This is a genomic window from Chelatococcus sp. YT9, assembly GCF_018398315.1.
Taxonomy (GTDB): domain Bacteria; phylum Pseudomonadota; class Alphaproteobacteria; order Rhizobiales; family Beijerinckiaceae; genus Chelatococcus.
On the sequence record NZ_JAHBRW010000001.1, the window covers coordinates 175,532 to 202,276 of the forward strand.

At 64.2% G+C, this 26,745-nt stretch carries 26 protein-coding genes; 19 read left to right on the forward strand and 7 right to left on the reverse strand.

Translation table 11 applies throughout. The annotated features are described in order from the left end of the window. Positions 1–121 precede the first annotated feature (121 nt). Positions 122–1,060 (forward strand): 4-hydroxybenzoate octaprenyltransferase, encoded by a 939-nt coding sequence (gene ubiA / locus KIO76_RS00800; RefSeq protein WP_213321026.1) that lies wholly within the window; start codon positions 122–124, stop codon positions 1,058–1,060. 6 nt (positions 1,061–1,066) lie between these two features. Here the strand turns inward: ubiA and KIO76_RS00805 are convergent, their stop codons facing one another. After that, a complete protein-coding gene (locus tag KIO76_RS00805; RefSeq protein WP_213325371.1) occupies positions 1,067–1,414 on the reverse strand; it encodes a hypothetical protein in 348 nt (115 codons plus the stop codon). Positions 1,415–1,960: 546 nt separating this feature from the next. On the opposite strand from KIO76_RS00805, the gene KIO76_RS00810 reads away from it, so the two are divergent. From KIO76_RS00810 to lpxK, 5 genes are all read left to right on the forward strand, one after another. Then, positions 1,961–2,785: an inositol monophosphatase family protein gene (locus tag KIO76_RS00810; RefSeq protein ID WP_213321027.1), complete on the forward strand. Its 825-nt coding sequence runs from the start codon at positions 1,961–1,963 to the stop codon at positions 2,783–2,785. Positions 2,786–2,814: 29 nt separating this feature from the next. Next, positions 2,815–3,048 carry a DUF4170 domain-containing protein gene (locus KIO76_RS00815; RefSeq protein WP_213321028.1) on the forward strand — a complete coding sequence of 78 codons (234 nt, stop codon included), beginning with the start codon at positions 2,815–2,817 and terminating at the stop codon, positions 3,046–3,048. Positions 3,049–3,070: 22 nt separating this feature from the next. Beyond that, positions 3,071–3,823, forward strand: coding sequence for a lysophospholipid acyltransferase family protein (locus tag KIO76_RS00820; RefSeq protein WP_213321029.1), 753 nt, complete (start codon positions 3,071–3,073; stop codon positions 3,821–3,823). Positions 3,824–4,121: 298 nt separating this feature from the next. Beyond that, complete coding sequence (locus KIO76_RS00825; protein ID WP_213324923.1) at positions 4,122–5,411, forward strand: 3-deoxy-D-manno-octulosonic acid transferase; 1,290 nt, start codon at positions 4,122–4,124, stop codon at positions 5,409–5,411. 46 nt (positions 5,412–5,457) lie between these two features. After that, entirely contained in the window at positions 5,458–6,471 is a 1,014-nt protein-coding gene (gene lpxK, locus KIO76_RS00830) for a tetraacyldisaccharide 4'-kinase (protein ID WP_213321030.1), read from the forward strand. A 68-nt stretch (positions 6,472–6,539) separates the two neighbouring features. Here lpxK and KIO76_RS00835 read toward each other — a convergent pair whose 3' ends face one another. The 3 genes from KIO76_RS00835 to KIO76_RS00845 form a co-directional block, all read right to left on the reverse strand. Beyond that, positions 6,540–6,761, reverse strand: a complete 222-nt coding sequence (locus KIO76_RS00835) for a DUF2093 domain-containing protein (RefSeq protein ID WP_213321031.1) — start codon at positions 6,759–6,761, stop codon at positions 6,540–6,542. Between the two features lie 28 nt (positions 6,762–6,789). Next, a complete protein-coding gene (gene xseA / locus KIO76_RS00840) occupies positions 6,790–8,403 on the reverse strand; it encodes an exodeoxyribonuclease VII large subunit (protein WP_213321032.1) in 1,614 nt (537 codons plus the stop codon). A gap of 93 nt (positions 8,404–8,496) precedes the next feature. Further along, on the reverse strand, positions 8,497–9,384 hold the full coding sequence (locus tag KIO76_RS00845) for a DMT family transporter (protein ID WP_213321033.1): 888 nt from the start codon (positions 9,382–9,384) through the stop codon (positions 8,497–8,499). A 497-nt stretch (positions 9,385–9,881) separates the two neighbouring features. Here KIO76_RS00845 and cls point away from each other — a divergent pair, with 497 nt between their 5' ends. Next, entirely contained in the window at positions 9,882–11,402 is a 1,521-nt protein-coding gene (gene cls, locus KIO76_RS00850; protein WP_213321034.1) for a cardiolipin synthase, read from the forward strand. A 15-nt stretch (positions 11,403–11,417) separates the two neighbouring features. Next, a complete protein-coding gene (locus tag KIO76_RS00855; RefSeq protein WP_213321035.1) occupies positions 11,418–12,182 on the forward strand; it encodes a DUF3750 domain-containing protein in 765 nt (254 codons plus the stop codon). 861 nt (positions 12,183–13,043) lie between these two features. Here the strand turns inward: KIO76_RS00855 and parA are convergent. After that, positions 13,044–13,688, reverse strand: a complete 645-nt coding sequence (gene parA / locus KIO76_RS00865) for a ParA family partition ATPase (protein WP_213321037.1) — start codon at positions 13,686–13,688, stop codon at positions 13,044–13,046. A 215-nt stretch (positions 13,689–13,903) separates the two neighbouring features. Between parA and purD the strand changes: the two genes are divergently transcribed. From purD to KIO76_RS00885, 4 genes are all read left to right on the forward strand, one after another. Further along, complete coding sequence (purD, locus tag KIO76_RS00870) at positions 13,904–15,196, forward strand: phosphoribosylamine--glycine ligase (RefSeq protein WP_213321038.1); 1,293 nt, start codon at positions 13,904–13,906, stop codon at positions 15,194–15,196. Positions 15,197–15,244: 48 nt separating this feature from the next. Next, positions 15,245–15,931, forward strand: a complete 687-nt coding sequence (locus KIO76_RS00875; protein WP_213321039.1) for a GntR family transcriptional regulator — start codon at positions 15,245–15,247, stop codon at positions 15,929–15,931. 180 nt (positions 15,932–16,111) lie between these two features. Next, on the forward strand, positions 16,112–16,693 hold the full coding sequence (locus KIO76_RS00880) for a biotin transporter BioY (protein ID WP_213321040.1): 582 nt from the start codon (positions 16,112–16,114) through the stop codon (positions 16,691–16,693). Then, positions 16,690–17,115, forward strand: coding sequence for a DUF1284 domain-containing protein (locus KIO76_RS00885; protein ID WP_213321041.1), 426 nt, complete (start codon positions 16,690–16,692; stop codon positions 17,113–17,115). Before KIO76_RS00880 ends, KIO76_RS00885 begins: the two co-directional genes overlap by 4 nt. Before the next feature lie 7 nt (positions 17,116–17,122). Here the strand turns inward: KIO76_RS00885 and KIO76_RS00890 are convergent, their stop codons facing one another. Together KIO76_RS00890 and KIO76_RS00895 are read right to left on the reverse strand one after the other, a co-directional pair. After that, on the reverse strand, positions 17,123–17,740 hold the full coding sequence (locus KIO76_RS00890) for a glutathione S-transferase family protein (protein ID WP_213321042.1): 618 nt from the start codon (positions 17,738–17,740) through the stop codon (positions 17,123–17,125). A 197-nt stretch (positions 17,741–17,937) separates the two neighbouring features. Then, a complete protein-coding gene (locus KIO76_RS00895; RefSeq protein WP_213321043.1) occupies positions 17,938–19,524 on the reverse strand; it encodes a peptide chain release factor 3 in 1,587 nt (528 codons plus the stop codon). 478 nt (positions 19,525–20,002) lie between these two features. On the opposite strand from KIO76_RS00895, the gene KIO76_RS00900 reads away from it, so the two are divergent. The 7 genes from KIO76_RS00900 (at position 20,003) to groES (ending at position 26,672) form a co-directional block, all read left to right on the forward strand. Further along, a complete protein-coding gene (locus KIO76_RS00900; RefSeq protein ID WP_213321044.1) occupies positions 20,003–20,911 on the forward strand; it encodes an alpha/beta fold hydrolase in 909 nt (302 codons plus the stop codon). Beyond that, positions 20,908–21,369, forward strand: coding sequence for a GNAT family N-acetyltransferase (locus KIO76_RS00905; RefSeq protein ID WP_213321045.1), 462 nt, complete (start codon positions 20,908–20,910; stop codon positions 21,367–21,369). The genes KIO76_RS00900 and KIO76_RS00905 overlap by 4 nt, the downstream gene beginning before the upstream one ends. Positions 21,370–21,460: 91 nt before the next feature. Next, positions 21,461–22,957 (forward strand): histidine--tRNA ligase, encoded by a 1,497-nt coding sequence (hisS, locus tag KIO76_RS00910; protein WP_213321046.1) that lies wholly within the window; start codon positions 21,461–21,463, stop codon positions 22,955–22,957. 106 nt (positions 22,958–23,063) lie between these two features. Further along, a complete protein-coding gene (locus KIO76_RS00915; protein WP_213321047.1) occupies positions 23,064–24,212 on the forward strand; it encodes an ATP phosphoribosyltransferase regulatory subunit in 1,149 nt (382 codons plus the stop codon). After that, the gene (hisG, locus tag KIO76_RS00920) at positions 24,209–25,183 is read left to right on the forward strand and encodes an ATP phosphoribosyltransferase (RefSeq protein WP_213321048.1); all 975 of its coding nucleotides are present in this window, start codon (positions 24,209–24,211) and stop codon (positions 25,181–25,183) included. The genes KIO76_RS00915 and hisG overlap by 4 nt, the downstream gene beginning before the upstream one ends. A gap of 325 nt (positions 25,184–25,508) precedes the next feature. Beyond that, a complete protein-coding gene (locus KIO76_RS00925; RefSeq protein ID WP_213321049.1) occupies positions 25,509–25,970 on the forward strand; it encodes an META domain-containing protein in 462 nt (153 codons plus the stop codon). A gap of 414 nt (positions 25,971–26,384) precedes the next feature. Next, on the forward strand, positions 26,385–26,672 hold the full coding sequence (gene groES / locus KIO76_RS00930) for a co-chaperone GroES (protein WP_213321050.1): 288 nt from the start codon (positions 26,385–26,387) through the stop codon (positions 26,670–26,672). Positions 26,673–26,745 lie beyond the last annotated feature (73 nt).

Genomic DNA, 26,745 nt, shown 5'->3' on the forward strand with positions numbered 1-26,745 from the left:
GCCCGAGCGAAGTCGGGGCGTTCGTGCGTGATCGCCCCGCGTATTTCGCCCTCGAACGCTTCTTTTCCCATGCCTGTTACCAACTGGTGTGGGATTTCTCCGCCCGCAGGCATGATCGCCCATGATCGACAGTATCGACCGCCCCCTGCCCGATGCCCCCCTTGGCAACTGGGTCGATCGATATGCCCCGCAGGCCTGGCGGCCCTATCTGCGTCTCGCACGCATGGACCGGCCGATCGGCTTGTGGTTGCTCCTGCTGCCGTGCTGGTGGTCAGCGGCGCTAGCTGCCGGCGCGCTCGGACGCTCAGGCCCGGACCCCTGGCATCTCGTGCTGTTCATGATCGGCGCGACAGCCATGCGCGGGGCTGGAAGCACTTACAACGACATCGTCGATCGCGATCTCGACGCCATGGTGGCCCGCACGCGCCATCGTCCTTTGCCGTCAGGGCAGGTCACGCCCCGCCAGGCGCTCGTGCTTCTCGTCGCCCTCTGCCTGATCGGACTTGGCGTCCTCCTGCAATTCAACCGCTTCGCCATCATGGTTGGGCTCGCGTCGCTCATCATCGTCGCGATCTATCCGTTCATGAAGCGGGTCACATCGATGCCGCAGCTCGTGCTCGGCCTCGCCTTCGCCTGGGGTGGCCTGATGGGCTGGGCTGCGCTCGCCGGTCGGCTCGATCCACCCGCCTTCCTCATCTATGGCGCGGCCATCGCCTGGACGGTGGGTTATGATACGATCTATGCCCTTCAGGATATCGAGGATGATCCCATCGCCGGGATCAAATCCTCGGCGCGACTGTTCGGCGCCCATGCCAGACTTGGCGTGGGATTTTGCTATGCGCTGGCCGTGCTGCTCGCCCTCGCCGCTGTTGTCTTGGCGCATGGGGGGGCCCTCGCCTACTGCGGCCTCGCGGCTTTCGCAGGGCATCTCGCGTGGCAGCTCTCTCGGATCCGCCTGGGGGACGAGGCAGGCGCGCTCAGGCTCTTCAAATCGAACCGCGACGCAGGCCTCCTCCTGTTTGCGGGATTGACGCTGGATGCCATTCTGCGGAATGTCTGATCACGATCAGCGCCACACGAGCGGTGGTGCTTGCAGGGAGGCGGTCTTGCGGCGCACGAGGAAGCGAGGCCGGCGGCCTGAGAGCAATGCATGGCGGCGGCTCGCTCCGACGGCGCCAAGCCGCACTGCTCCGACATTGTCGTAAAGCCGCTCATAGATCTCAGCTCCGGGTGCGTTCCGGACGTCCGCACACCCAGTCGCTCGTCGGCCAATCGGCAGGAGCAATAGGAGGCCTGTTGCCTTCGCGCAAGCCTGCCATTGGGCCACGATCTCAGTCGCATCAAAGAAGCCCACAACATCCTGCCGGCTACCATCGACGACGATGAGAGCGAAGCGCTCCTCCAGGTGGGTCACCGAGGGGCTTGAAGGCGAGGCCCTGGTACCGTCGCCGGTCGGCGCCTGCGCCTCCCGGGCGGACGGCCAAGCGGGGGAGCGACGCCACCGGAGGCTTGGGTTCCGCTGATCGCGCCGCCCCGGGTTCGGGCTGCATTGAGCAGTTGTCGCCGGGGCGGCTTTTCCTAAAGGATGGAACGCCTGGCATTATCTGACACCTTCTGCTTGACGAGCTCTGGCTTTCTTGGATGAAGCCCTCGCATCGACGCCCGCATCATGCGCCAATCAATGGTATATTGGGTTAAAGTGTTGGGTTAAGATGCTGTAACTGTGTGAAACGTGCGGCGATGCTCAACGAAATCTTTCCGTGAGTGGGTTCTGCTCGTCGGAATACCTCCGACGGGCCGGTGATCAAGATGCTGCTCCTGCCCTGCAGAGCTGCGTTGCAGAAACGCCGGCAAACGCCCGCGCCCGGCCGTTTCACGCGGTTGCCGGAACAGTTGCCGGAACACGGGCGCGGGCGTAGAAGGCCCGTGCACTGGCGTTCTCATCCACAGCTCGGGACCGATGCCGCTTTCCTTCAACGAGCCGACCCAATTGCGAACCTTCCTGCGCGCGACGGCCGAGGAGGCCGGCCGTGTAGCGCTGGCTCATTTCCGCGAGGGATTGGCCACGACGGCGCGCACGTGGGCCAAGATGGGCGGCTCGCCGGTTACGGAAGCAGACATCGCTGTCGACAGGCTCCTTCGCCAGCGATTGTCCGATGCCCTGCCGGAAGCCGGCTGGCTCTCGGAAGAGACGACCGACGATCCGATCCGGCTTAACCAGCGGATCATGTGGGTGGTCGACCCGATTGACGGCACGCGCGCCTTTGCGGCAGGCGACCCGCGCTGGGCCGTGGCGATCGCCCTGATGGTGGACACGCGGCCGATCGCCGGCATCGTGCACGCTCCGGCGCTCCGGTCTAGCTACGAGGCGATCCGCGGCCATGGCGCCCTTCACAACGGGCGGCCTCTTCATGCCCGCTCCCAGCCCCTGGGTGAAGGCCTCCGCATCGCGGGCCCAAAACCGGAGCTCGAGCGCGTGGCACGGCACGTGGCCGGAGCACTGCCACAGCCGAAAATCCCCTCCCTCGCGCTGCGCCTTGCGTTCGTCGCCGACGGCCGCCTCGATGTGGGGGTGGCCTCTTCCAATGCGCATGACTGGGATATTGCCGCTTCCGACATTGTTCTGTCCGAAGCCGGCGCCATACTGACGGAGGCGGACGGCCGCCATCCCGTCTATAACAAACCCCGGCCAACCCATGGCATACTTGTCGCAGCAACGCCTCAGCTGCACAGGCAAGCTCTGGCGGCCTTCACAGCGTCCCGGCGGCCTGGTGCCACAACCTGACCCCAGGGCGCTTCACGCGGAGCTAGACCATGAGCGAAACCGGCAGCAGGCAACTTCTCCACCTCGTCTTCGGCGGCGAGCTGGAGCATCTGGACGGATATGACTTCCGCGACTTGTCGAAACTCGACATCGTCGGCATCTATCCCGACTACAAGAGTGCCCATGTCGCGTGGAAGGCCAAGGCGCAGTCGACGGTCGACAATGCCCACATGCGCTATTTCATCGTTCACCTGCACCGGCTCCTGACGCCGGACGCGGTTTGAGCGCGGGACTCTCGCGGACATAATGGCCAAGCCCCTCAAGCGGCTACTGCGATCGCGGCCGGTCCAATCCCTGCTCGGGCACCTGCTTGCGGGCTACCTCCGGCTTGTCCAGCGCACCAACACCTTCGTCTGGGACCGCGACGGCAGCGCCGACGCTGCCTATGCCCGCATTGGGCCCCTGCCAGTTATCGTGGCCATGTGGCACGGGCAGCATTTCATGATCCCCTTCGCGAAACGGCCAGGGGATCCGGCCGCCGCCCTCGTCTCACGCCATGGCGATGGCGAATTCAACGCCATTGCGCTGGCGCGCCTCGGCATCCGCGCCATCCGCGGCTCTGGCGCGCGCGGTACGAAGGTCCGAGAAAAAGGCGGCGCAGCAGCCTTGCGAGGCCTCCTCAAGACACTGGCCGACGGCGAGATGGTCGTGCTGACGGCCGATATTCCCAAGGTCTCGCGCGTCTGCGGAGAGGGGATCGTGATGCTCAGCCGATTGTCCGGAAGGCCGGTCGTGCCAGTGGCGGTCGTCACGAGCCGGCGCATCGATTTTCGTAGTTGGGACCGGGCCTCGATCGGGCTGCCCTTCGGACGAGGGGTCATCGCCGTCGGAGACGCAATCACTGTTCCACGCGACGCTGATCCCGAAACACTGGAGGCCTGCCGGCTCAGGATCGAGGAGGAACTCGACGCGGTGCACGCTCGCGCCTATGGCGGCATCGGCACTGTGGATCCCGGCGCACGCTCCATGGCGGCTGACACAAAAAGCCATGCCGCCTGATATTTTCACCGCTATTCAGTACGTTACATTCACGTGTTGTCGATCAGCGCATTCCGTACTTGCAATGGGATGCAAGAGGCTGTTGACGGTCAGGAATGACTTGAACCTCGCAGGAGTCAGTACTGTTTAACGCGGACCGGCCCTGACCATAACCGCCTTTGCCCGGCCTGCATGCCCGAAGCCTTTTGGCCCCATTTCTTTAGCCATATCTTGACGATTATCTCGTGGATGAAGAGCACGTGAGAGACTGGATAGCCCGCCCCTGGAGCCGCTTGGCAGGAGCCCCCGTCGCATGAGCATGCGTGACAGCTTTTTGCTTCGGCTCTACGGGACGATCATGGCGGCGCTCGAACCCGTTGCGGCGCTCGCTCTGCGCTGGCGCCAGAAGCGCGGCAAGGAGGACCCGACGCGCCTCGCGGAGCGGCGCGGCTTTCCCGGCCGCGCCAGGCCAGACGGGCGCATCGCCTGGGTGCACGGCGCGAGCGTCGGCGAGATCGTCTCTCTCCTGCCCGTCATGGAGCGCCTCACGCGCCGGGGTTTCACCGTGCTTGTCACGTCAGGGACGGTGACCTCCGCCAAGATGATCACCCGGCGCCTTCCGCCACGCGCGCTCCATCAGTTCATGCCGCTGGACGTTCCGCGCTACGTGAGGCGCTTCCTCAACCATTGGGAGCCCGACCTCGTCCTTATCGCCGAGTCAGAGCTATGGCCGAACATGATCAGTGAGGTGCATGATCGCGGCATCCCGCTCATTCTGGTCAATGCCCGGCTTTCGGAGCGCGCGCTCCGCCGCTGGCGGCGTTTTCCCAAGAGCGCTCGCTATCTCCTGCAGAGTTTCGATCTATGCCTGGCGCAGTCGAAGGCTGACGCCGAGCGCCTCGCAACGCTCGGCGCGCCGCGTGTCAACATCGCCGGAAATCTCAAGTTCGACGTGCCGGCTCCGCCCGCAGACGCATCCTCGCTCGCAACCCTGACGGGCTTGATCGGTGACCGACCGGTCTGGGTCGCGGCCAGCACCCACGGCGGCGAAGAGGAAATGGTTGCCGCGGCCCATCGCATGCTCCTCGCGTATCAGCCCGACCTTCTGACGATCATCGCCCCCCGCCACCCCGAGCGGGGCGAGGCCGTCGCCGAGATCGTCCGGCGGGCCGGGCTCACGGTGGCGCAACGGTCCCATGGCCTTTTGCCTGACCGGCACACGGACATCTATGTCGCCGATACGATTGGCGAGCTCGGCCTGTTCTACCGGCTGGCCACCGTTGCGTTCATCGGGCGCTCACTGGTGCCGCTCGGTGGTCAGAACCCGATCGAACCCGCCAAGCTGGGCACGGCGATCCTCCACGGTCCTTATGTGCACAATTTCGCGGATGTCTACGCGGCCATAGACCGTCGCGACGGCGCCTTGCCGATCTCCGACGAGGAAAGCCTCGCACGCGCGCTTTCGCTCTTATTCTCGGATGCCGCGCGCACCCGCTCGATGGCGAGGGCTGCGGCGGCGACGGTGGAGGAGCTCGGCGGCGCGGTGGAGCGCACCATGAACGCGATCGAGCCCTATATCCTGCAGATGCATCTGGAAGCACGCGCATGAGGGTTGGGGTATCTCAGTGCCGTGCCCTACGGCTGGCGGCCGATTGATGCGCACGCCGTCTTTCTGGTGGCGTCCGCAACCCACGCTGCTGGCCCGCCTTCTGCAGCCAATCGGCTTTATCTATGGCGCGATCACGGCGCGCCGCATGGGCCGTCCCGGCGCTAAACCGCCCTGCCCTGTGATCTGCATCGGCAATCTGACGGCGGGAGGCGCCGGAAAGACACCCGTCGCCATCGCCATCGCGGATCTGCTCAGCGCCCGCCAGGAAAGGCCTTACGTGCTGAGCCGCGGCTATGGCGGGCATCTCGCGGGTCCTGTCATCGTAACACCCGGCCTACACGACGCGGAAGCCGTTGGCGACGAGCCGTTGATCATCGCCCGCCATGTGCCTGTGGTTGTCTCGCGTGACCGGCCAGCCGGCGCGACCCTCGCCAAGGCTGAAGGCGCGTCGGTCATCGTGATGGACGACGGGCTGCAAAACCCCTCCCTTGCCAAAACGGTTACTTTCGCCGTGGTCGATGGCGCAGCCGGTTTCGGCAACCAGCTCTGTGTTCCGGCCGGCCCTCTCCGCGCCGCCCTGCCCGTTCAGTTACCCCATGTCGACGCGTTCCTCGTGGTCGGTCAAGGCCCAGCCCGCGCGGCTGTCATGGACATTGCCCGCCACCGCCCGGTCTTTACCGGGGCGCTCGTCCCAGACCCAGAAGCCGCTGCCGGCTTGCACGGCAAGCGTGTCGCGGCCTTCGCCGGGATCGGCCGGCCGGAGAAGTTTTTCGCAACCCTGCGGTCTATCGGAGCGGAGGTCGTCGACGAAGCAGCATTCGGTGACCACCAGCCCTACACGCCGGCGGATTTGCGAGCATTGGCGGCCCGCGCCAAAGCTCTGGACGCCCTGCTCGTCACGACGGAGAAGGACCTAGCGCGCCTCGGCGACGATATCAGCCATCTGCCAGGCCTCGTGGTGTTGCCGGTGCGGTTCGTGCCTGACGACGAAAAGGGTCTTGCCGCATTCGTGTTGGGCTGGCTGCGCAAGACGAAGAAGGGCCGGAAGCGGACCGCCTAGGAGCCGTCGGATGACACCGACATTCCGACATAACCTTCCATCTGAGAGTGCTGAATACCGAGTGACCCTTACGCCCGGCGAAGAGCCTTGTAGCGCTCGAGCACGGCCTCGGGCGAGGCATAGGCCTCTTGACGGTCGACACTCCAGTAGCGGAGCTTATCGAGGGGAATGCGCTCGCCCGTGACCGAGCAGACCACATAACTGCCGGGCTTCAGCACGCGAAAGTCCGCGTCGAGATATTGGAGACTGGCCTCACCATTTCCGTTGAAGCGATAGTCATGCCGGTTCATCGTGACGCCCTTGCTCGATCTGCCGCGATCATGTGTCGAACAGGCTGCTCTGCTTGTCCGAGCCGGCCTTTCCCGCCTCACCCGTCTTTCGGGTCGTGGTGCGGCCGCCCCGCGTTCCCCTTCCGGCGCCCTCCGCGCCATCAACCGCGACGGCGCCAAACTCGCCATCGGACAGCATGATCGTCATCGGCATGCCCGCCGCCACCGTGCTTGCACTCCGGACAGGGTGCCGCGCCTCATCCAGCACCAGCGCATAGCCCCTGGCGAGCACGCCCTTGTGGCCTAGACTGTCGATCAGTTTCCAGACGCTTTCAAGCTGCTTGCAACGGCGCGCCACGATTTCCGGTGCTATCTCTTCAAGGCGCCCCCCCGCGATCACGAGCCGATCGCGGCCGCGATCGAGCCTGTGTCTCAGGCCCTGGCTCGATAGCCGACCCGCTACCCGCATGAAAGCCCGGGCGTAGCGATGGCTGTTGGCTGCAAAACAGCGATCGAGCTGCTGCCCAGCCCGCGCCAGCCGGGCCCGCGACTGTTCCAGCTGCAGATGGGGCGAGAGGCGCACGAGACGCCGTGCAAGGGCCGTGAGCGCAATTTCGTGCCGGCGCGCGTTGACACGCAAGCCATGGACGAGCTTGCCGGCAGCGAGATCGAGCCGCTGGCGCGGCCCGGCGATAAGATCCTCCGGCCGGCGCAAGGCTCGCGTCAGGCTGCGCAGATCGGTTCGGCGGCGCTCACTGAGCCGCGCCATCGCCTCGCCGTGGCGGCGGCCAAGATCGGCAACGCGCAGCGCGAGATCCCGCCGCACGGGCACGACCTTCTCGGCCGCACCGGTCGGCGTCGGACAGCGCAGATCCGCGGCATAGTCGATGAGGGTCCAATCCGTCTCATGGCCCACAGCCGAAATGAGCGGGATGTCGCTGGCGGCGGCGGCACGCACGACCGCCTCGTCATTGAAGGACCATAGATCTTCCAGCGAACCGCCGCCGCGCGCGACGATGATGACATCGGGCCGAGGGATGGGACCGCTGGCGGGAAGCGCGTTGAAGCCGTCGATGGCTGCCGCCACCTCGGCGGCGCTCGTCTCCCCCTGCACGCGTACGGGCCAGACGAGTACATGGCTCGGAAAACGATCCTCCAGCCGATGGATGATATCGCGGATGACAGCGCCCGTCGGTGACGTGACGACGCCGATGACGTTTGGCAAGAACGGCAGAAGCTGCTTGCGCGCCTCGTCGAACAACCCCTCAGCCGCAAGCTTGCGCCGGCGCTCCTCCAGGATCGCCATGAGCGCGCCGACGCCCGCCGGCTCGATAGCCTCGATGATGATCTGGTATTTCGAGGAGCCGGGAAAGGTGGTGATGCGGCCGGTGACGACCACTTCCAGTCCTTCCTGCGGCTTGATCTTGAGGCGATTGAAGACACCCTTCCAGATCACAGCCTCGAGCTTGGCGCCCTCGTCCTTCAACGCGAAATAACAGTGGCCGGAGGAATGCGGTCCACGATAGCCGGAGACCTCGCCCTTGAGGCGGACGTGGCCGAACGCATCCTCCAACGTCCGCTTCAGGGCGCCGGACAGGCTCGATACCGTCCATTCCTGAATGTTCGTCGCGGAACCTTCACCCGCGAAGTTCTGACCCGTCATGCTGTCGCTCATGGCGGCACGATACCGGCTGCCGGGACGCGATCAAGCAGAAAGGCACGCGGCCACACGCCCTCTCAGGCAACGACGTCCCGCTCAGGCGACGCTCGGGGCAACGCCGCGCTTGCGCTCGCGATGGAACATGTAGAGCACCGAGGCGATGACGATGGCGGCGCCGAGCAGCATGTGGACGGTCGGCAGATCTCCAAACAGCAACGCGCCAACGATCAGCGCCCACACGAGCTTCGTATATTGCATCGGCGCGACGCTGGAGGCAGGCGCCAACCGCAGCGCTTCGAGAAAGAGGAACTGAGCCGCAACATTAAGAAGTCCGCCAACGACCACAAGGCCGATATCGAAAGCCGACGGCGGGGAGAACCAGAGGAAGGTACCTGGGATCCCGGCCATCAACTGGCCCGCGAGCACGGCCCCAACCATCATGTTGCGGCTTTCGGTGGCACCGATGGACCGCATGATCAGCACGACCGCAGTCGACACGAAGATGCTGATGAAGGCCGCGATATGGCCCATGTTGACCGCTGCATATCCCGGCCGGACCATAATGAGAATGCCGATGAGGCCCGCGATCACGGCAGCCCAGCGCCGAATACCGACTTCCTCCCGCAAGATAAGAACAGACGCCAACGTAACCAATAGAGGCGACGCAAAAGTTATCGCATAGACATCGGCAAGCGGAAGCAAGGAAAACGCATAAAGACCCGCCGTTGATCCGATGCCGGCTAACAGGCCGCGCAAAGCCAGAAGCTTCGGATTACGGACGTGTCGATCATGCACGAGCCCGCTTCTTTTGGCGATATAGCCACCCCGCATGAATATCAGCAGCACAACGACGGACGCCACGCAGGCCTGCATCGTGATGATCTGAAAAACCGGATGACGGGTCGAAAGGAGCTTTACGACCGTATCGCAGCCTGCGAAGACGAGATTGGCGAGCACGGCATAGAGCATTCCGCGCGCATGCATTGACAGTATCACGGCAATAGCTGGAGACGGCTCTCGCCGCTCACCTCTGGACGTTCCCTGGACGTCCTATCATGCACGCTCCGCACCTTTTGGGTTATTACAATTCAGCATGGCAGCCCAGCGTCAGGATCCTCCTTTAACGATCTGTTCATCATGCTTTTTTCGCGAGGCGAAACAGATCGAATCACACGGCGTCAAACGCCATTCAGCCGGCCAGGTGACGCGATCAATGCGGCGCGGCGCGAACCCCGCTTCAGATCCAACCGACGCATCCGCGAACTACCGCGCCGACCATTCCTCTTCGAAGTCAGCGCTTCACTCCCCCGGATCAACGACCGACGGCATGACGGAATCGAACCCTTCCCATCATGAAAGCGGCTTCCGCTTATGCCATTTGATTTTTGCAACTGCCTTGCTTGCGGTGATCGCATATGAATGGAGAGACAACGGGAGCCCTCTCGCGTCGTGCCATCACACTATGACAGGATGCCTGTAATTTGACTTTTCTTGATCCGGCCAATCTCGTTTGGCTGACGCATGGCGCGGTCATCGCGGGGATTTCCATCCACGTGATCATGAAGCGTCCGGCCACGGGCGTGGCGCTCGCGTGGCTCCTTCTGATCGCGCTCCTGCCCTTCGTCGGCCCTCTTCTCTACTTCCTTATCGGCAATCGACGCATCAGCGGCCGCCGCTCACGTGGCTTCCAGCATCTGCGCCAGGTTTATGAGAGCGATGCCGACCAGACCGACAGTGACGTGGTGCCCGAGATCGACTGGTCGGACCTTCCGCCGAGTGCTAACGGCATCCATCGCCTCGGCCTCCTCACCGCCGGCAGCAGCCTGACGAAGGACAACGCCTTCACGCTCCTCTCGGGTACCGACGAAATTCTCGACAGGATCACGCGGGACATCGATGGCGCCAAGACCAGCATCCTGATGGAGTTCTATATCTGGAACGCTGGCGGAAAGGCGGACGAGGTCCTGGCGGCGCTGGTTCGCGCCGCAGAGCGCGGGGTGAGCTGCCGCGTCCTCATCGATGCGCTCGGCGCACGGCCCTGGTGGAAGACCGGCCAGCCGCAACGGCTGCGCGATGCCGGCGTCGAGCTGCGCGAGGCATTGCCCGTCGGCCTGCTGCGCAGCGCTGTCGGCCGCACGGATCTCAGGCTCCACCGCAAGGTTGTCGTGGTCGACCAGGCCATCGCCTGGACGGGCAGCATGAATCTCGTCGATCCCGCGTTTTTCAAGCAGGATGCCGGCGTCGGGGAGTGGGTCGATGCCATGGTCCGCCTTGAAGGTGGCGTGGTGACCTCCCTGGCCGCCGTGATGATCGGTGACTGGTCGCTGGAGACCGGCGAAAAGCCCCTCATCCTCACGCCGCGACCGCAGATGGTTCTCACACCCGCGACAACCGCCGATGCGCTCGCGGGCGACGGCGCCTATGACGAGCCGATGCCGGAGAGACAACGGCCAGGCGCGGCGATGCAGGTGGTCGCCTCAGGCCCCGGCGAGACCGGTGATGGGCTTCTTCTGATGCTGATCGCGCTCGTGAGCGCCGCCACGTCCGAGCTCGTTCTGACCACGCCCTATTTCGTGCCGGACGAGTCTTTATTGCGCGCCCTACGCGCCGCCTCTGGTCGCGGCGTCAAGGTTTCTCTTGTCCTTCCGGAGAAGGTCGACTCTCTGCTCAGTCGTTATGCCAGCCGATCTTATTACGATGAACTTCTTGAGATGGGCGTGAACGTCTACCTTTACAAAGGAGGGCTTCTGCATACCAAGTCGATCACGGCGGATGGCGAGCTCGCGATGTTCGGAACCGTCAATCTCGACATGCGCAGCCTCTGGCTCAACTACGAGGTCGCCCTGTTCGTCTATGATCAAGATTTCGCGAGGACATTGCGTCGCCTCCAGGAAACATACATCTCGGATTCCGAGCTGCTCGAGCGGAGCAGTTGGTCTGCACGACCTTTCCTGGAGCGGTTCGTCGAAAATGTTCTGCGCCTGTCCGGTCCACTCCTGTAAGTCCCTGTCACGAAGGTGCGCGCCTTGATCAAGCGCGTCGCCCTGCTGATCCTCATCCTGTTTCTCATCCCGCTCGCCACCCACGCGGCCTGGTGGCATGAGCAGGGCTGGCCGCGTTCCTGGTCGGAAGCGGACTGGACCTCCGCCCGCATCCTGCCAGAAGCAACCGCCGAGCCCGAGGCGGTCGTCCATGTGCTCGCCGCTCGCGTCGGGCGCTGGCGAGGCATCGTGGCGCATCACAGCTGGATCGTGCTCAAACAGGCGGGTGCTGCGCGCTATACGCGCTACGATGTGGTGGGCTGGGGCAATCCGGTCAGAACCAACCATCGCGAGGCCGACGCCCGTTGGTTCGGCAACGAGCCCAGCATTCTGTTCTCGCTGCGCGGGCCGGAGGCAACAGCGCTTATCCCACGCATAGAAGCAGCCATAGCGGCCTACCCGCACGCTGCGTTCGGCAGCTATGCCGCATGGCCGGGTCCAAATTCCAATACATTCGTTTCATATCTCGCGACCCGGGTGCCGCAGCTTGCGGGCGCGCTGCTGCCAACGGCACTCGGTAAGGATTTCCGCGGCGACGGCTGGTTCAATGGTGGCCTGTTCGCGGGGCTGGCTCCGAGCCGCAGCGGCCTGCAGTTCTCCGTGCTCGGCGCCCTCGGTCTCACCGTGGCATGGATCGAAGGTATCGAGATTAATGTTCTCGGCCTCGTCGCCGGGCTCGACATCCGCCGTCCGGCCCTGAAACTGCCCGGCTGGGGCCGCATCGGCCTGTCGCCAGCCTGATCCCCCTATTGGCCGGATCCTTCCCGGCCCGCCCCATTGGCCTGACGACCTCAAGCCGCGGTCAGCCGCTGATGGATTTCAAGGCGGCGATTTCCTCCGCGCCGTTTCGGATAAGCGCATCGAGAATATCCGCGGTCCATCCGCCTGCTTTCCATACAATTCGACACTACCCGCGCCGCCACAAATTGAGCGAAATTTTACGTAAAAGCTAACTAATAATAGTAAATATATGATTTATAATTGTTATATTTTTAAAATACCTATCATATTATATTCAGGATTATTTAATAATGCCTACTATATATGATTTTATCCGCAACCTGCCCGCCGGATATGCATACAGATACGATGCGCGCCCACCTACGGAGATTCTGAAGAGAGGCTTCGAAGGAACCAACTCGCATGATCACGCGATTCTTACATTTGAGAATAGAACAATATTCGCATCACGAACCGCCGCTGGAGCGTTTTCTTTCCGAGAATCAGCATTAAACGTGGGTATACACCTAGACTATCTCTACAGAATAAATATTACCGGCCTTCGGTGTTTGGATTTTTGCAAATCATACTACAGTCGACGAGATGCGTTACTCAATGCGATAACAGATATGTCGTTCAATCAAAAAATTGAATATTATTCATCATCGAAAAAATACAGAAATATGGGACATAGGGCGTTCTTTCTCTACTTGAAGGAGAGAATCGATGCCAGGCTGCGAGCTGCCTTTTTGCAAGTGGACGAGATACATATTCAAGGCCCGATTGAACCCCTCCGGATAAGGCCGACAACCGCACATTTCGAGCTCGAAAGACAGAGCAAGGTCTGATGGATGGAGCCGACAGGCACCATCTGTCTCGCTCTTAGTTCATGGCAAGTCGCAGACTGATCTCCTGTGTCAAGGCGGCGATTTCCTGCGCGCCCTTGCCTGAGGGCTCGATCTCCTGGACGCTCAACCCCCGCCCGATACTGGCAGCGAAGGCCACCCGGTTGCCAAGGCTGGTGGCAGCCGTGTCCCTACCTAGCGCCTGGACCGCTTCCATCATCTCGCTGGTCAGGCCAGCGCGCTGCACCACACGATTGAGAACGATGAGCGAGGGCGTGCCCTCCCGCGCGATGTTCTGCAAGGTGGGGTCGGTCGCCCAGAGATCGATCTGCGTGGGTTGCACGGGAACGACCACGAGGTCCGCCGCCTCGATCGCCGACCGGGACTCGACGTCGGACTTCGGAGGGGTATCGACGATGACGATGTCATGGTTGCGTGCCAGGCTGCGGGCCTCGCGCCTGGCACCCCAACCACTCGCCGTGCCGAAACGAATGTCGATCACGTCAGAGCCAAAATGGCTCTCACGACGCTCGAACCATTGGCCGAGGCTCCCTTGCGGATCCACATCGAGGATAGCGACAGCACGGCCGAGGCGGGCGAAGGCAACGGCCAGATGCGCCGCAAGCGTCGTCTTGCCGGAACCGCCCTTCTGCTGGGCCAGGGTAATGATTCGCCCATCCATCGCCGTTGTCCCTCCGTGTGTGCGAAGGTTGCATCGCCCTCCCGGCCCTGCAACGGAAATGTGAGCTCAAGGGAGTATCGGCATGATGACAGCCGCGTCAGCCTTGTCGCTGCTTCCCTGACGCGTTAGACCGCGAGGATCCGCATGTGAGGTCGGGCAATGCGGGCCCGCGCATCGCACCAGCTCTGGCAACGATCATCGAAGAGATCCTACAGATGAACATACTCCTCATCGGCTCCGGCGGGCGCGAGCACGCCCTGGCATGGAAGATCTCCGCGAGCCCCCTGTGCGATCGGCTGTTCACCGCGCCGGGCAATCCGGGGACGGCTCAATGCGGCGAGAATGTCGCCCTCGACACCACGGATCACGCGGCTGTCATCGCCTTCTGTGACGCCGAGGCCATCGATCTCGTGGTCGTCGGGCCCGAGGCGCCTCTCGTGGCCGGCCTGGTCGATGATCTGACGGCGGCAGGCATCCGGGCCTTCGGACCGACGAAAGCGGCCGCCCAGCTCGAGGGATCGAAAGCCTTCACCAAGGAACTCTGCGTCGAGGCCAACATTCCCACGGCCGCTTTTGCGCGGTTTACGGACGAGGCGGCTGCGCGAGCCTATGTGGCGGAGAAGGGCGCGCCTATCGTCATCAAGGCGGACGGTCTCGCCGCCGGCAAGGGCGTTGTGGTGGCGATGGGCCAGGCGGAGGCCAACGAGGCGCTCGCCATGATGTTTGCCGGCGGCCTCGGCGAGGCCGGGACAGAAGTCGTCATAGAGGAATGCCTCGTCGGCGAGGAAGCGAGCTTCTTCGCTCTCTCCGACGGCACCAATGTCGTGGCATTGGCCTCGGCTCAGGACCACAAGCGCGCCTTCGACGGCGACGAAGGCCCCAACACCGGGGGCATGGGCGCTTATTCACCGGCCCCCGCGCTCACGGCGGCGCTGGAAGCGGAGGTGATGGAGCACATCATCCGTCCGACCGTCGCCGCGATGAAGGCGCGCGGCACTCCCTACAAGGGCGTGCTCTATGCCGGACTGATGCTGACCGCCGATGGCCCCAAGCTCATCGAATACAACGCGCGCTTCGGCGACCCGGAATGCCAGGTGCTGATGCCGCGCATGAAAACCGATCTCGTGGCTGCGCTCCTTGCCACGGTGGACGAGGAGCTCAGCAGCTTCGACGTCCGCTGGTGGGACGATGCCGCACTCACGGTGGTTATGGCAGCGAACGGCTATCCCGGCGCTTACGAGCGCGGCAGCGAAATCGGGGGCATCGACGCCGCTGAGGCGATCGATAATGTCATCGTCTTCCATGCCGGCACAAAGCAGGATGGGCCGCGCTATCTCGCCAATGGCGGAAGGGTGCTGAACGTCACCGGTCTCGGCCCCTCGATCGCTGACGCCCAACGCCTCGCCTATAGGGCAGTGGCCGCAATCGATTGGCCGGAAGGCTTCTGCCGCAGCGATATCGGCTGGCGCGCGGTGGGGCAGGATGCTGTAGGGCAGGACAAGGCGTGAGGGCATTCCTGCCCTGACGCATCAATCTAGGGTCCGGGGAGCGAGACCATGGCACGCGGCGTGGTGGCTAAATCTGACGCACCGGACGACACCATCGCCACCCGGATCAGCCGGATCCTCGCGGACCGGATCGTTTCCGGCGCCCTCGAGCCAGGATCGCGACTGAGACAGGATCATATTGCTGCGGAATTCGGCACCAGCCATGTGCCGGTGCGCGAGGCCTTCCGGCGGCTGGAAGCGCAGGGCCTTGCCATCAGCGAACCCCGCCGGGGCGTCCGAGTCGCGTCCTTCTCGCTGGAGGAGGTGAAAGAGGTGGCGGAGATGCGCGCCGCACTTGAGGGCCTCGCACTGCGCCATGCCGCGCCGCATCTGACCCCGGCCATTCTCGAGGCAGCCGAGGCTGCCACGAAGGCCGGCGACCTCTCCCGCGACGTGCGCTCCTGGGAGGAGGCCAACCGTCGCTTCCACCGGCTGATCCTGACCCCCTCCGCAATGCCCCGCCTCCTGGCGGCGATCGACGACCTGCACGCGGCGAGCGCACGGTTCCTCTTCGCGAGCTGGCAGACGCAGTGGGAAGCGCGCACGGACCATGATCACCGCGCCATCCTCGCCGCCTTGCGGCAGGGCGACATCGACAATGCCTGCGGACTGCTGGCCCGCCATGTGCGCTGGATCGGGCAGCGCCCCGTCGACGGCCCTGCTGGCCAAAGACGCAAGGCCTTCGTCGTCGGCTGACGGCCGAACTAAGCGTCGCGGCGATCGAACGCACCACCAAATTATCTACAATTTTCTCAAATTGCAGTACACGGCCGCTGTCTCTGGGCTCTCACTGCCAATAGGGCTTGCACGCGTGCGCCTTTTGTGGATTCATCCATAGATCGAATGTTGATTTTATCTATAATTTGGAGAAGCGGTATGACAGACCTCACTGCCTCAGGCTCCTCGTCCCCGCTGCTGCTGCAAGGGCGCTCGCTTCCGGTCCAGCTCGGAGCCATCATCCTGGGCACTGTGTTTCTCGCCATTTCCTCCCAGATCGCTGTGCCGATGGTCCCTGTGCCGGTGACGATGCAGACCTTCGCCGTCACCATCATCGGCGCGATCTTCGGCTGGCGGATGGGCGCCATTACCGTGCTCGCCTGGCTCGCCGAGGCCATGCTCGGCCTGCCGGTGCTCTCCGGCGGAGCGAGTGGTGTTACGCCGTTCCTCGGGCCGACGGCCGGCTATCTCCTGGCCTTTCCTTTCATGGCGGCGGGAGTCGGTTTCTGCGCCGAGCGCGGATGGCTCGGAAGTCAATGGCTGCTCGCCTTCGCAGTCATGCTCTCCGCCAATCTCTTCGCGCTGCTGCTCGGCACCGCATGGCTCGCGGGTATGCTTGGCCTCAGCAAGGCCATTGCCGTCGGCGCGGCGCCCTTTCTCCTGGGCGCGGTGCTGAAGTCAGCCTTGGCGGCGGCGATCGTCAAGGCAGGCGGGCATCTCTGCAAGGCGCCCCGGGGGTGACCGTCCGGCTGCGCCCGCACCATCTCCTCTGCATGCTGACCTATGCCGGCCGCGGTTATTCCGCCGCCTTCACCGCCAATTTCGACGCAATCATCCAGCGCCTCGGCGCCGAGGACATCCTCATCGTGGCCGGCCCCGACGACATCTGCGCGCCGCTCCTATCGGGACCGGATATTGACGACGCGCATTGCCGAGCCGCGCGTGTCGAGGCTCGCGACGGCGCAGCGGCGCAGGCCGCCGCGTCTCTGCTGCAACGACCGGTCAATCCCGGCGAGCGTCTCGCCATCGGCCAAACCGAGCTGGAGCGCCTGAGAGATGCCTTCAAAGCCGGCACATCGCGCTCCGCCTGTGCCGGCTGCAACTGGGCGACTCTCTGCAGCGAGATCGCCGCTGCGGATTTCGCCGGCACCCGGCTGCTGTGAACGGAACTCAAGTAAGCGGGATCGCCACGATCTCCCGGAAGGCCGGCCGCTCGTTCAGCCGCGCGAACCAGGCCGCGAGATGCGGCAGCTCAGGACGGTCGATCGACACGCCGAGCCAAGCATAGGCATGTGGCCCGAGCGCGATGTCGGCCACGCCGAAGGACGCGCCCGAAAGATAAGGCTGCTTGGCGAGAGCCGCATCAGCGATGGTGAAAAGCTTGGCGCAGCCTGTGAGCCCGCGCTCGAGCTCAGCATTGTCCCGCTCGGCGGGCGCACGTCGCAAAACGTTCCAGATCACGCAGCGGAAGGGCTCAGCGAGCCCTAACACCCAGTCCATCCACTTTTCCATGGACGCGCGCCCGACCGGATCGGCTGGATAAAGCGCGCCGTCACCATAGCGCGCCGCGAGGTAGCGTACGATCGTGTGCGATTCCCATAGGACGACGTCGCCGTCCTTCAAGGTTGGGACGAGGCCATTCGGGTTCATCGCCCTGTAGTCGGGATCGTTGACAACGCCGAAGACACCACCCGCGTCTATTCGCTCGAAGGGCAGATCAAGCTCCCGGGCGCACCACAAGGCCTTCTTCACATTGGTGGAGTTGGTTCGGCCCCAGATCGTCAGCATCACCCATGTCTCCTTCATGCCTGGAGCGGCAGTGAAGAGCGCCCGCGCTGCAAGGTCAAGGCCGCCGCTTGGATGACATGGATTCCGAAGACATGGAATACGCGGAGCGAATACCGCGTGTCATTCGCGTCGGCGCCGAGCGCGAAGACGCGTTGTCTCCGCTCAACCGCTAGGGCGCATCGACCGGCCCGATCAACTCACGCCGCCTTAGCGCTCTTCTGGTAGTCCTTCACGTCAGTGAAGGTGATGTCCGGCCAGCGGTCCTGCTCGTATTTCAGCGAGAAGGCGTTGGAGGCGAGGAACACCGGATCGCCGTCGAGGTCATTGGCGATCGAGGAGCCATGGGCGTTCAGGAAGCGCTCGTGCTCGACCTTATCCTTGGCCTCGATCCAGCGGCAGATGGAGAAGCGCGTCTGCTCATAGTCGATCGGCAGGCCGTATTCCGCCTGCAGCCGATCCTTCAGCACGTCGAGCTGCAGCGCGCCGACGACGCCGACGATGGCGCCGGAGCCGTCATGCGGCAGGAAGAGCTGCACGACGCCTTCCTCCGCCATCTGCTGCAGCGCCTCGCGCAGCTTCTTGGCCTTCATCGCATCGGTGAGCTTGATACGGCGCAGGATTTCCGGCGCGAAGCTCGGCACGCCGCGGAAGACAATGTCCTCGCCCTCGGTCAGTGTATCGCCGATGCGCAGCGTGCCGTGGTTCGGCAGCCCCACCACGTCGCCGGCAAAGGCCTCGTCCACGATGCCGCGCTCACGCGCGAAAAAAAACTGCGGCGCCGACACCGTGATCGGCTTGCCCGTACGCACGAGCTTGGCTTTCATGCCGCGCGCCAGCTTGCCCGAGCACACGCGGATGAAGGCGATGCGATCGCGGTGGTTCGGGTCCATGTTCGCCTGGATCTTGAAGACGAAACCCGTCATGCGCGGTTCGCTCGCCTCGACCATCCGCTGGTCAGCCTCCTGGTCGCGCGGGGCGGGCGCCATTTCGGCGATGGCGTCGATGAGATCGCGGACGCCGAAGTTGCGCAGCGCGCTGCCGAAGAACACCGGCGTCAGGTGCCCCTCGCGAAAAGCTTGAAGGTCGAATGGCTTGCAAGCTTCGAACGCGAGCCCCGCCTCCTCGCGCCAGGCCTCGATTTCATGAGCGGGCAAGAGCGTATCGATGAACGGATCATCCGGCCCCGACACCGGGGTGGGCGCCTCGTCGGTGTCGATGCGGCGCATGACGTTGTTGCGAATGTCGAGCGTGCCCGCGAAGCTGCGGCCAGATCCCACCGGCCAGGTGACGGGGGCGGTGTCGAGCGCCAGCGTCTTCTCGATCTCATCGAGCAGCTCGAACGGGTCCCGGGTCTCGCGATCCATCTTGTTGATGAACGTGATGATCGGAATGTCGCGCAGCCGGCAGACCTCGAACAGTTTCTTGGTGCGCGCCTCGATGCCCTTCGCCGCGTCGATGACCATAATGGCGGAGTCGACGGCGCTCAGCGTCCGGTAGGTGTCTTCCGAGAAGTCCTCGTGGCCAGGGGTGTCGAGCAGGTTGAAAACGCGATCAGCATATTCGAAGGTCATAACCGAAGTCACGACCGAGATGCCGCGCTGTCGTTCGATGGCCATCCAGTCGGACCGCGTCTGGGCGCCGCTGCGCTTGGCGCGCACCTCGCCGGCCATCTGGATGGCACCGCCGAACATCAGCAGCTTTTCGGTGAGCGTCGTCTTGCCCGCGTCCGGATGCGAGATGATGGCAAAGGTGCGCCGGCGCGCCACCGGGGACGTCTCAGTCATGACTTTATCTATGATCTTGGCAACGAGGGCCGCCGCGCGGCATTGGCGAGAGGCGTAGGCCCTCCGCGCCCAGAGATCAAGCCAAGAGATAGCCAAGAGATAAACCAAGAGAGCAGGCTCCCGAGATTGGCGCTCTCCAAAACCGCACATCTCGTTGGTCTGACGCCGCGGGTTTAAGCGATCGCCTTGCTGGTTTCCGGTGCGCAGACCACGCACGTCCTCCTCCCTTGGAAGGAGGCGCCGTTTCGCTCCCTCACCCCGGCGGGGAAACGGCTAGAGTGAGAGGTTGATCGGTGTTTCCCGGCAAGTGTCCCTCACCCGCGCCTGCGGCGCGACCTCTACCGCCGGGGGAGGTGAACGCGGCTTGTCTTCCCGCATCATCAAGTCATTTGTGTTAATCCTGAACGTCGATCCAGCCTTGCGGGAACCGGCGCGGAGCCGCATGAATTGCCCCGAGAGGCACCCGAAGGACCGCGCCATGCCCGATCTCGCTGATCTCTTCCCCGACTTTCAATCCCACTGGATCGATGTGGAAATGGGGCGCATCTTCGCCCGCACTGGAGGCTCCGGTCCGCCGCTCGTGCTGTTGCATGGTTTTCCGCAGACCCATGTCTGCTGGCACCGGGTAGCGCCGCGCCTAGCCGAGCATTTCACCGTCGTCGCCATGGACCTGCGCGGCTACGGCTGGTCCACGGCGCCTGAAAGCGACCCGGCTCACGAAATCTATTCCAAGCGGGCGATGGGTCTTGATGTTGTCGCGGTCATGAGCGAGCTGGGGCATGCGCGTTTTGCCCTGATGGGGCACGATCGCGGGGCGCGGGTGGGTTATCGCCTGGCGCTGGATGATCCCGGCCGCCTGACTGCACTCGTGCTTCTCGACATCGTCCCGACAATGGTGCAATGGCAGCGGATGGCGCGGGACGAGAGTGTCGCACCGCACTGGCGTTTTCTGGCAGAGCCCGCGCCTCACCCCGAGACCGAGATCCTGAAGAACCCGCAGCGCTATTTCGATGGGCTGCTGGCGGCTTGGTCGGGCACGGGGGATCTCAGCGCCTTTGATCCGCGCGCGCTCGCCCATTATCGTGCTGCCAGCAACGAACCGAACCGGATCCATGCCTTCTGCGAGGACTATCGCGCAGGCGCGGGCCTCGACCGCGAACAGGACGAGGCCGACCTCGGCGCGGGCCGGACAATCGCCTGCCGGACCTTTCTCGTTTGTGGCGAGAGCTACCTCTCGGGTGGGGCCGGGCCGGCCTTGGCCGCGTGGCACAAGACCTTTGCGCCAGACATGACCGGAACAGGCGTTGCAGCAGGGCATTTTGTGGCAGAAGAAGCGCCTGAGGCGGTGATCGACGCCGTTATTCCTTTTCTCTCAGGTGACCAATGACGTCCATCCGCGATGCAACAAGCGATGACCTCAGAACGATCATCGGGCTGCTGGCGGAGGACCAGCTCGGCAGGACGCGCGAGATCCTGCCGGAGGACGTCTTACCCGCCAGCTATCTTGCGGCTTTTGCAGCCATAACATGTGATCCCAACAACCGGCTCATCGTCATGGAGGACGGGGGCCGGGTCGTCGGCTGCTGCCAGCTCACATTTATTCCCGGCCTGAGCTACCAGGGATCGACGCGCGGGCAGATCGAGGGCGTGCGGATCGCTGAGAGCCACCGCAACAAGGGGTTGGGCCGCGAGCTCATCACATACGCCATCAACGCCTCCCGCGCCCACGGTTGCCGCTTCGTGCAGCTCACCAGCAACGCTGTCCGCACCGACGCCCGCCGGTTCTACGAGCGCCTCGGCTTCGTCGGGAGCCATGTCGGCATGAAGCTCGACCTGGGCTCCTGACGCTGCGGGGATGACAGCAGGGCCTGCCTGCGCTAGGACGCAGGGAAACGCGGACGGTCCCGCGTTCAGATTGTCATTACGGCGCCATTCCATGTCAGACCAAGCTAAAGCCCAGAAGCTTCTCGCCCGCCTGCCCCGCGGTTTCGGTGACCGCGGTCCTGCCGACGTGGCGGCGACCGAGCATATGCTGGCGAAGATCCGCGAGACCTATGAGCTCTACGGCTTCGAGGCGGTGGAAACGCCCTTCATCGAATTCACGGATGCGCTGGGCAAGTTCCTGCCCGACCAGGACCGGCCGAACGAAGGCGTGTTCTCCTTTCAGGACGACGACGAGCAGTGGCTCTCGCTGCGCTATGACCTCACGGCGCCGCTCGCCCGCTATGTCGCGGAGAATTTCGACGTGCTGCCGAAGCCCTACCGCAGCTATCGCGGCGGCTGGGTGTTCCGCAACGAGAAGCCCGGCCCCGGCCGCTTCCGCCAATTCATGCAGTTCGATGCCGACACGGTGGGCGCGGCCTCGGTCGCGGCCGATGCCGAGATCTGCATGATGGCGGCCGACACGCTGGAGCGCGTCGGCATCAGCCGCGGTGACTATGTCATCAAGGTCAACAACCGGAAGGTGCTCGACGGCGTGCTGGAGGCGATCGGCCTCGGGGGCGACGCCCATGTCGGCCAGCGCCTGACCGTGCTACGCGCCATCGACAAGCTCGACAAGGTTGGAGCCGACGGCGTGCGTGATCTCCTCGGCAAAGGCCGCATGGATCCCTCGGGCGATTTCACCAAAGGCGCAGGGCTCGAGCCAGACGCCATCGAGCGCGTTCTCGCCTTCACTGCCGCGCGCGGCGCTGACGCCATTGCCACCTGCGACAATCTCGATGCGGTCGTAGCGGGTTCACCCCGCGGTGCCGAGGGCGTCACCGAACTGCGCGAGATCGCTGCCCTGATTACCGCCGCCGGCTATGACGACGGACGCATCCTCATTGATCCCTCGGTCGTGCGCGGCCTCGAATATTACACAGGCCCCGTGTACGAGGCCGAGCTCACCTTCACGGTCCAGAACGATGAGGGCCAAACGGTGCGCTTCGGCTCCGTGGCGGGCGGTGGACGCTACGACGGCCTTGTCTCGCGCTTCCGGGGCGAGCCGGTGCCGGCGACCGGTTTCTCCATTGGCGTGTCTCGGCTCCTCGCTGCGCTCAAGGCTGTCGGAAGCCCGCTCGTGTCCGCGGCCGCCAGCCGTGGCCCCGTGGTCGTCCTGGTGATGGATCGCTCCGAGATCGGCCACTATCAAAAGCTGGTGGCGACCCTGCGTCAGGCCGGCATCCGGGCAGAGCTCTATCTTGGCTCGTCCGGCATGAAGGCACAGATGAAATATGCCGACCGGCGCGGCAGCCAGTGCGTGGTCATCCAGGGCTCGGATGAGCGCGCCAAGGGCGAAGTGACGATCAAGGATCTCGTGCTCGGCGCGGAGCTCGCGGGCTCAGGCAAGGACCGCGATGATTATCTGCACCGCCAAGCCGAAGCGCAGTTCGCCGTTCCGGAGGCCGATATCGTGGCTGCCGTGACCAAGGTGCTCGCCCGCCACGGCTGACGCGCAGGCATCTTTTCGCGTTCCCGCTAGCCGCCATTCACCCTTCCACGAGAATTGGGTCGCGCGTGACAGGCGCGCTTGCTAAAGACGCCTGCAGTGAAGGTGAATGGGTTTCGTCATGCTTGAACTCGATCAGGCGAATGCGCTGGGTGCGCTGTTCGCACGGGCCGGCTACAGCCGGGTCGAGCCGGCTGTGTTGCAGCCGGTCGATGTCTTCCTCGATCTTTCGGGCGAAGACATCCGCCGGCATATGTTCGTCACCCAGGACGCCGCGGGCCGGGAGCTCTGCCTCCGCCCGGATTACACAATTCCCGTCAGCCGCGACTATCTCGCCTCGCCCGAGGCGGGGAGCCGGGCGTCCTTCAGCTATCTCGGCCCGGTGTTCCGCCTGCGCGCCGGCACCTCGGGCGAGTTCCCGCAGGCCGGCGTCGAGGCCTTCGGCCGGACCGACGCGGAAGCGGCAGACGCTGAGATCATGGCGCTCGCTCTCGAGGCGCTGGCGTCGCTCGGCATAACTCATCCCGTGATACGGATGGGCGATGTCGGCCTCCTCACCGCGCTCCTCGACAAGCTCGATCTCGCGCCGCCGGTACGCCGCCGCGTGCTGCGGGCGGTCGTCCAGGGCCGGCTGGAAGCCGTGCTCAATGGCGAGGATGGCAGCGGCCGCAATGGCCAGGACCATGCGGGACTGCTTACCGCCATCGAAGGACAAGATCCGCAGGCGGCCCGCGCCTTCGTCGAGGACGTGATGGCGATCGCCGGCGTGACCAGCGTCGGCGGCCGCTCGGCCGGCGAAATCGCCGAGCGCTTCCTGGCGCGCGCCTCCAGCCGCAATGCGCAGATCAGCGACGAGCTTCGTGACATTCTGAAGCGCTATCTCGCCATTTCCGGCGATCCCGACACGGCTATCGGCGAGATCCGCGCGCTCACCCGCGACGCCGGCCTAGACCTCGACGCAGCGCTCGATCAATGCGAGGCGCGCACGGGCTTCATGGCCGCGCGTGGGCTCGATGTCAGCAGCTTCGTCTTCGCCGCTGATTTTGCCCGCAATCTCGATTACTACACGGGCCTCATCTTCGAGGCGCACGATCCCGGCCGCCCTGAAACGAAACCGATCGTCGGCGGGGGCCGCTATGACGGCTTGCTGAGCCATCTCGGCGCCAGCGAACCGATCCCGGCTGTCGGCTTCGCCATCTGGCTCGACCGGCTCAGCGGCGGAGCGCCTCGATCCACTAGCGCGGGAGACCGGACATGACGGCGCCGCTCGTTCTGGCCGTCCCTTCAAAGGGGCGCTTGCAGGAAAATACCGCCCGGTTCTTCGCCCAGGCGGGCCTCGAATTCGTGCAGCCACGCGGCGCGCGCAACTACCGCGCGTTGATTTCCGGCGTGCCGAATGCGGAAGTCCTCTTCCTGTCCGCCGCCGAGATCGTGACGCAGCTCGCGGCTGGGACGGCGCATCTCGGCGTTACGGGCGAAGACCTGATCCGCGAGGAAATCTCCGACGCGGACAGCGTCGTTGAGTTGCTCACGCCGCTCGGCTTTGGCCAGGCTAACGTCGTCGTCGCCGTACCCCAGGCGTGGATCGACGTGCGCAGCATGGCCGACCTCGACGACGTGGCGGCGGACCTGCGCCACCGCCATGGCCGGCGACTGCGGGTCGCGACCAAATACATCAATCTCACGCGGCGATTCTTCGCCGAGCACGGCATCGCCGACTATCGGATCGTCGAGAGCTTCGGCGCCACGGAAGGCGCGCCGGCCTCCGGCACCGCCGAGCTCATCGTCGACATCACGACGACGGGCACGACCCTCGCCGCCAATGCTCTCAAGATCGTCGATGATGGCGTCATTCTGCGCTCGGAAGCCAATCTCGTCGCGTCAGTGACGGCCGAATGGAGCCTGGAGGCGCAGGCCGCCGCCCGCACCATCCTCTCCCGCATCGCCGCCGAGGAAGAGGCGCGCACATCGCGACAGTTGCGGGCCGTGCTGCCGAACTTCGACGCGGCCCTTCACGTGGAGATCGAAAGCCGCCTTGGCTGTCGCCTGCCCTTCGGCGGACCGGATGAACGTGGGCTCGTGACAATCCACGCGCCGGTCAAGAACGTCTTCGCGGTCGTTGATCTGCTCTCTGCCAAAGGCGCCGATCCTGTCACGGTGCAGCGCGTGGATGCGGTTTTCCGCGCCGCCAACGCCCTCTCCGACCGGCTGTTTGCGCGAATCGGCTGACGCCTTAGCTCGCACGGGCTGCGTCGATCCGTCCTGCCAGATGCCACGTCTTCGCCACGGAGGTGTGGCCCCTTCCGGCTTGGATGCGCCGGCCTCTTGCATTTTGCCTCTGGCGATTGGCGGCCGATATGGTTAACAACACGAGGAATATGAGATGCGGCGATCAGCAATAGGCTTGCACGAGGCGAACCGCTGATGACGGACACGTGATCGGACCAATGAACCTGATCATTTCCAATGGGATAGAGTTTCAGACCCCCTGAAACCGGCTTTCCCTGTGCGGTATCATACTCTAAGGTCCGGCTGAGATTGGTTGGAAGAATCCATGAAGTTTCGCTACGCTCTGATTGCCCTCTGCCTTCTCTCGGTCGTGCCCGCCCAGGCCCAGGAGGGTGGCTCCCGTGGTGGGAAGCCCCAGGAAACGAAGCAACAGCAGCCTCGACGCGAGAAGCAGTTTCCCCTCGGGGCATCCTGGGTGGCCGTCACCCTGAATGACAAACCCCTGCCACGTGGCGCGGCGCGTCCTTCCTTCACGGTTGACCAGACGCTGCGCATGCGTGGTTTCGGCGGCTGCAATACCTTCTCGGCCACGGCCTACCCCTTGCGGGGCCAGACCTTCGCCGTTGGCCCGTTCGCGCTCACGAAGCGGTCGTGCAGCAAGGAGATCGAGGCTGCGGAGCGGGCGTTCTTCATTGCTTTGAGGACGGCGCAGCAGTGGGACATCGTCGGCGGGCAACTCGTGCTGCGGGGGCAGGCCGGTGTTGTGAAGGCTGAGAGATCACTCTGAGGCTGACCAAGATTTGAGGATTGCCCCGCGTCGCTTCTCCCAGGATGGACGGCTCCCGCCCGGGATTCCGTAAGGGCCTCTCTTTCTGCAGCGGCAGGTTTTCCGGCTTCCCGCCAACGCCTTCACCGTCTCGGGCGACGCGGAGCCTCCCTTCCAAACAGCTCGCGAGCAGAATACGCCAAGGCTGCACCGGATGACGCGCGTGCATCAACAATCCGGCGCTACGCAGGACCTGCCTTAACCTTGTCTGTATCGCTCCTCATTTTTCGCGCATTTGAAGCTTACGCAGCTCCTTGACTCCTCTCAGGGACATGCTTATCTCGGTGGCGCGTTAGCACTCCTCGACAATGAGTGCTAACAAGCCCAACAATTCAGCCCCCCATCCATGGTGGGTCTGCCGAGAGGAATAGATTCATGGCTTTCCGTCCCCTGCACGACCGCGTGGTCGTTCGCCGTCTCGACAGCGAAGAGAAGACCAAGGGCGGCATCATCATTCCGGACACCGCGAAGGAAAAGCCGCAAGAGGGCGAGATCGTGGCCGTGGGCTCCGGCGCTCGCGACGATAACGGCAAGCTCGTTGCCCTCGACGTCAAGAAGGGCGACCGCGTCCTGTTTGGCAAATGGTCGGGAACCGAGGTCAAGATCGATGGCCAGGACCTCCTGATCATGAAGGAATCCGACATCATGGGCGTGATCGGCTAATCGCATAGCGACCGGCGACGTCATTCCCGTCGCCTTTGGCCAGAACGTCTTTCCCCACATTCAGGTTTGCTCA

Bases quoted from the DNA above. Each gene is read 5' to 3' on its own strand.
- ubiA (WP_213321026.1), top strand. From the start codon at position 122: ATGATCGACAGTATCGACCGCCCCCTGCCCGATGCCCCCCTTGGCAAC.
- KIO76_RS00810 (WP_213321027.1), top strand. From the start codon at position 1,961: ATGCCGCTTTCCTTCAACGAGCCGACCCAATTGCGAACCTTCCTGCGC.
- KIO76_RS00815 (WP_213321028.1), top strand. From the start codon at position 2,815: ATGAGCGAAACCGGCAGCAGGCAACTTCTCCACCTCGTCTTCGGCGGC.
- KIO76_RS00820 (WP_213321029.1), top strand. From the start codon at position 3,071: ATGGCCAAGCCCCTCAAGCGGCTACTGCGATCGCGGCCGGTCCAATCC.
- KIO76_RS00825 (WP_213324923.1), top strand. From the start codon at position 4,122: ATGCGTGACAGCTTTTTGCTTCGGCTCTACGGGACGATCATGGCGGCG.
- lpxK (WP_213321030.1), top strand. From the start codon at position 5,458: ATGCGCACGCCGTCTTTCTGGTGGCGTCCGCAACCCACGCTGCTGGCC.
- KIO76_RS00835 (WP_213321031.1), bottom strand. From the start codon at position 6,761: ATGAACCGGCATGACTATCGCTTCAACGGAAATGGTGAGGCCAGTCTC.
- xseA (WP_213321032.1), bottom strand. From the start codon at position 8,403: ATGACGGGTCAGAACTTCGCGGGTGAAGGTTCCGCGACGAACATTCAG.
- KIO76_RS00845 (WP_213321033.1), bottom strand. From the start codon at position 9,384: ATGCATGCGCGCGGAATGCTCTATGCCGTGCTCGCCAATCTCGTCTTC.
- parA (WP_213321037.1), bottom strand. From the start codon at position 13,688: ATGGATGGGCGAATCATTACCCTGGCCCAGCAGAAGGGCGGTTCCGGC.
- purD (WP_213321038.1), top strand. From the start codon at position 13,904: ATGAACATACTCCTCATCGGCTCCGGCGGGCGCGAGCACGCCCTGGCA.
- KIO76_RS00875 (WP_213321039.1), top strand. From the start codon at position 15,245: ATGGCACGCGGCGTGGTGGCTAAATCTGACGCACCGGACGACACCATC.
- KIO76_RS00880 (WP_213321040.1), top strand. From the start codon at position 16,112: ATGACAGACCTCACTGCCTCAGGCTCCTCGTCCCCGCTGCTGCTGCAA.
- KIO76_RS00890 (WP_213321042.1), bottom strand. From the start codon at position 17,740: ATGCTGACGATCTGGGGCCGAACCAACTCCACCAATGTGAAGAAGGCC.
- KIO76_RS00895 (WP_213321043.1), bottom strand. From the start codon at position 19,524: ATGACTGAGACGTCCCCGGTGGCGCGCCGGCGCACCTTTGCCATCATC.
- KIO76_RS00900 (WP_213321044.1), top strand. From the start codon at position 20,003: ATGCCCGATCTCGCTGATCTCTTCCCCGACTTTCAATCCCACTGGATC.
- KIO76_RS00905 (WP_213321045.1), top strand. From the start codon at position 20,908: ATGACGTCCATCCGCGATGCAACAAGCGATGACCTCAGAACGATCATC.
- hisS (WP_213321046.1), top strand. From the start codon at position 21,461: ATGTCAGACCAAGCTAAAGCCCAGAAGCTTCTCGCCCGCCTGCCCCGC.
- KIO76_RS00915 (WP_213321047.1), top strand. From the start codon at position 23,064: ATGGGTTTCGTCATGCTTGAACTCGATCAGGCGAATGCGCTGGGTGCG.
- hisG (WP_213321048.1), top strand. From the start codon at position 24,209: ATGACGGCGCCGCTCGTTCTGGCCGTCCCTTCAAAGGGGCGCTTGCAG.
- KIO76_RS00925 (WP_213321049.1), top strand. From the start codon at position 25,509: ATGAAGTTTCGCTACGCTCTGATTGCCCTCTGCCTTCTCTCGGTCGTG.
- groES (WP_213321050.1), top strand. From the start codon at position 26,385: ATGGCTTTCCGTCCCCTGCACGACCGCGTGGTCGTTCGCCGTCTCGAC.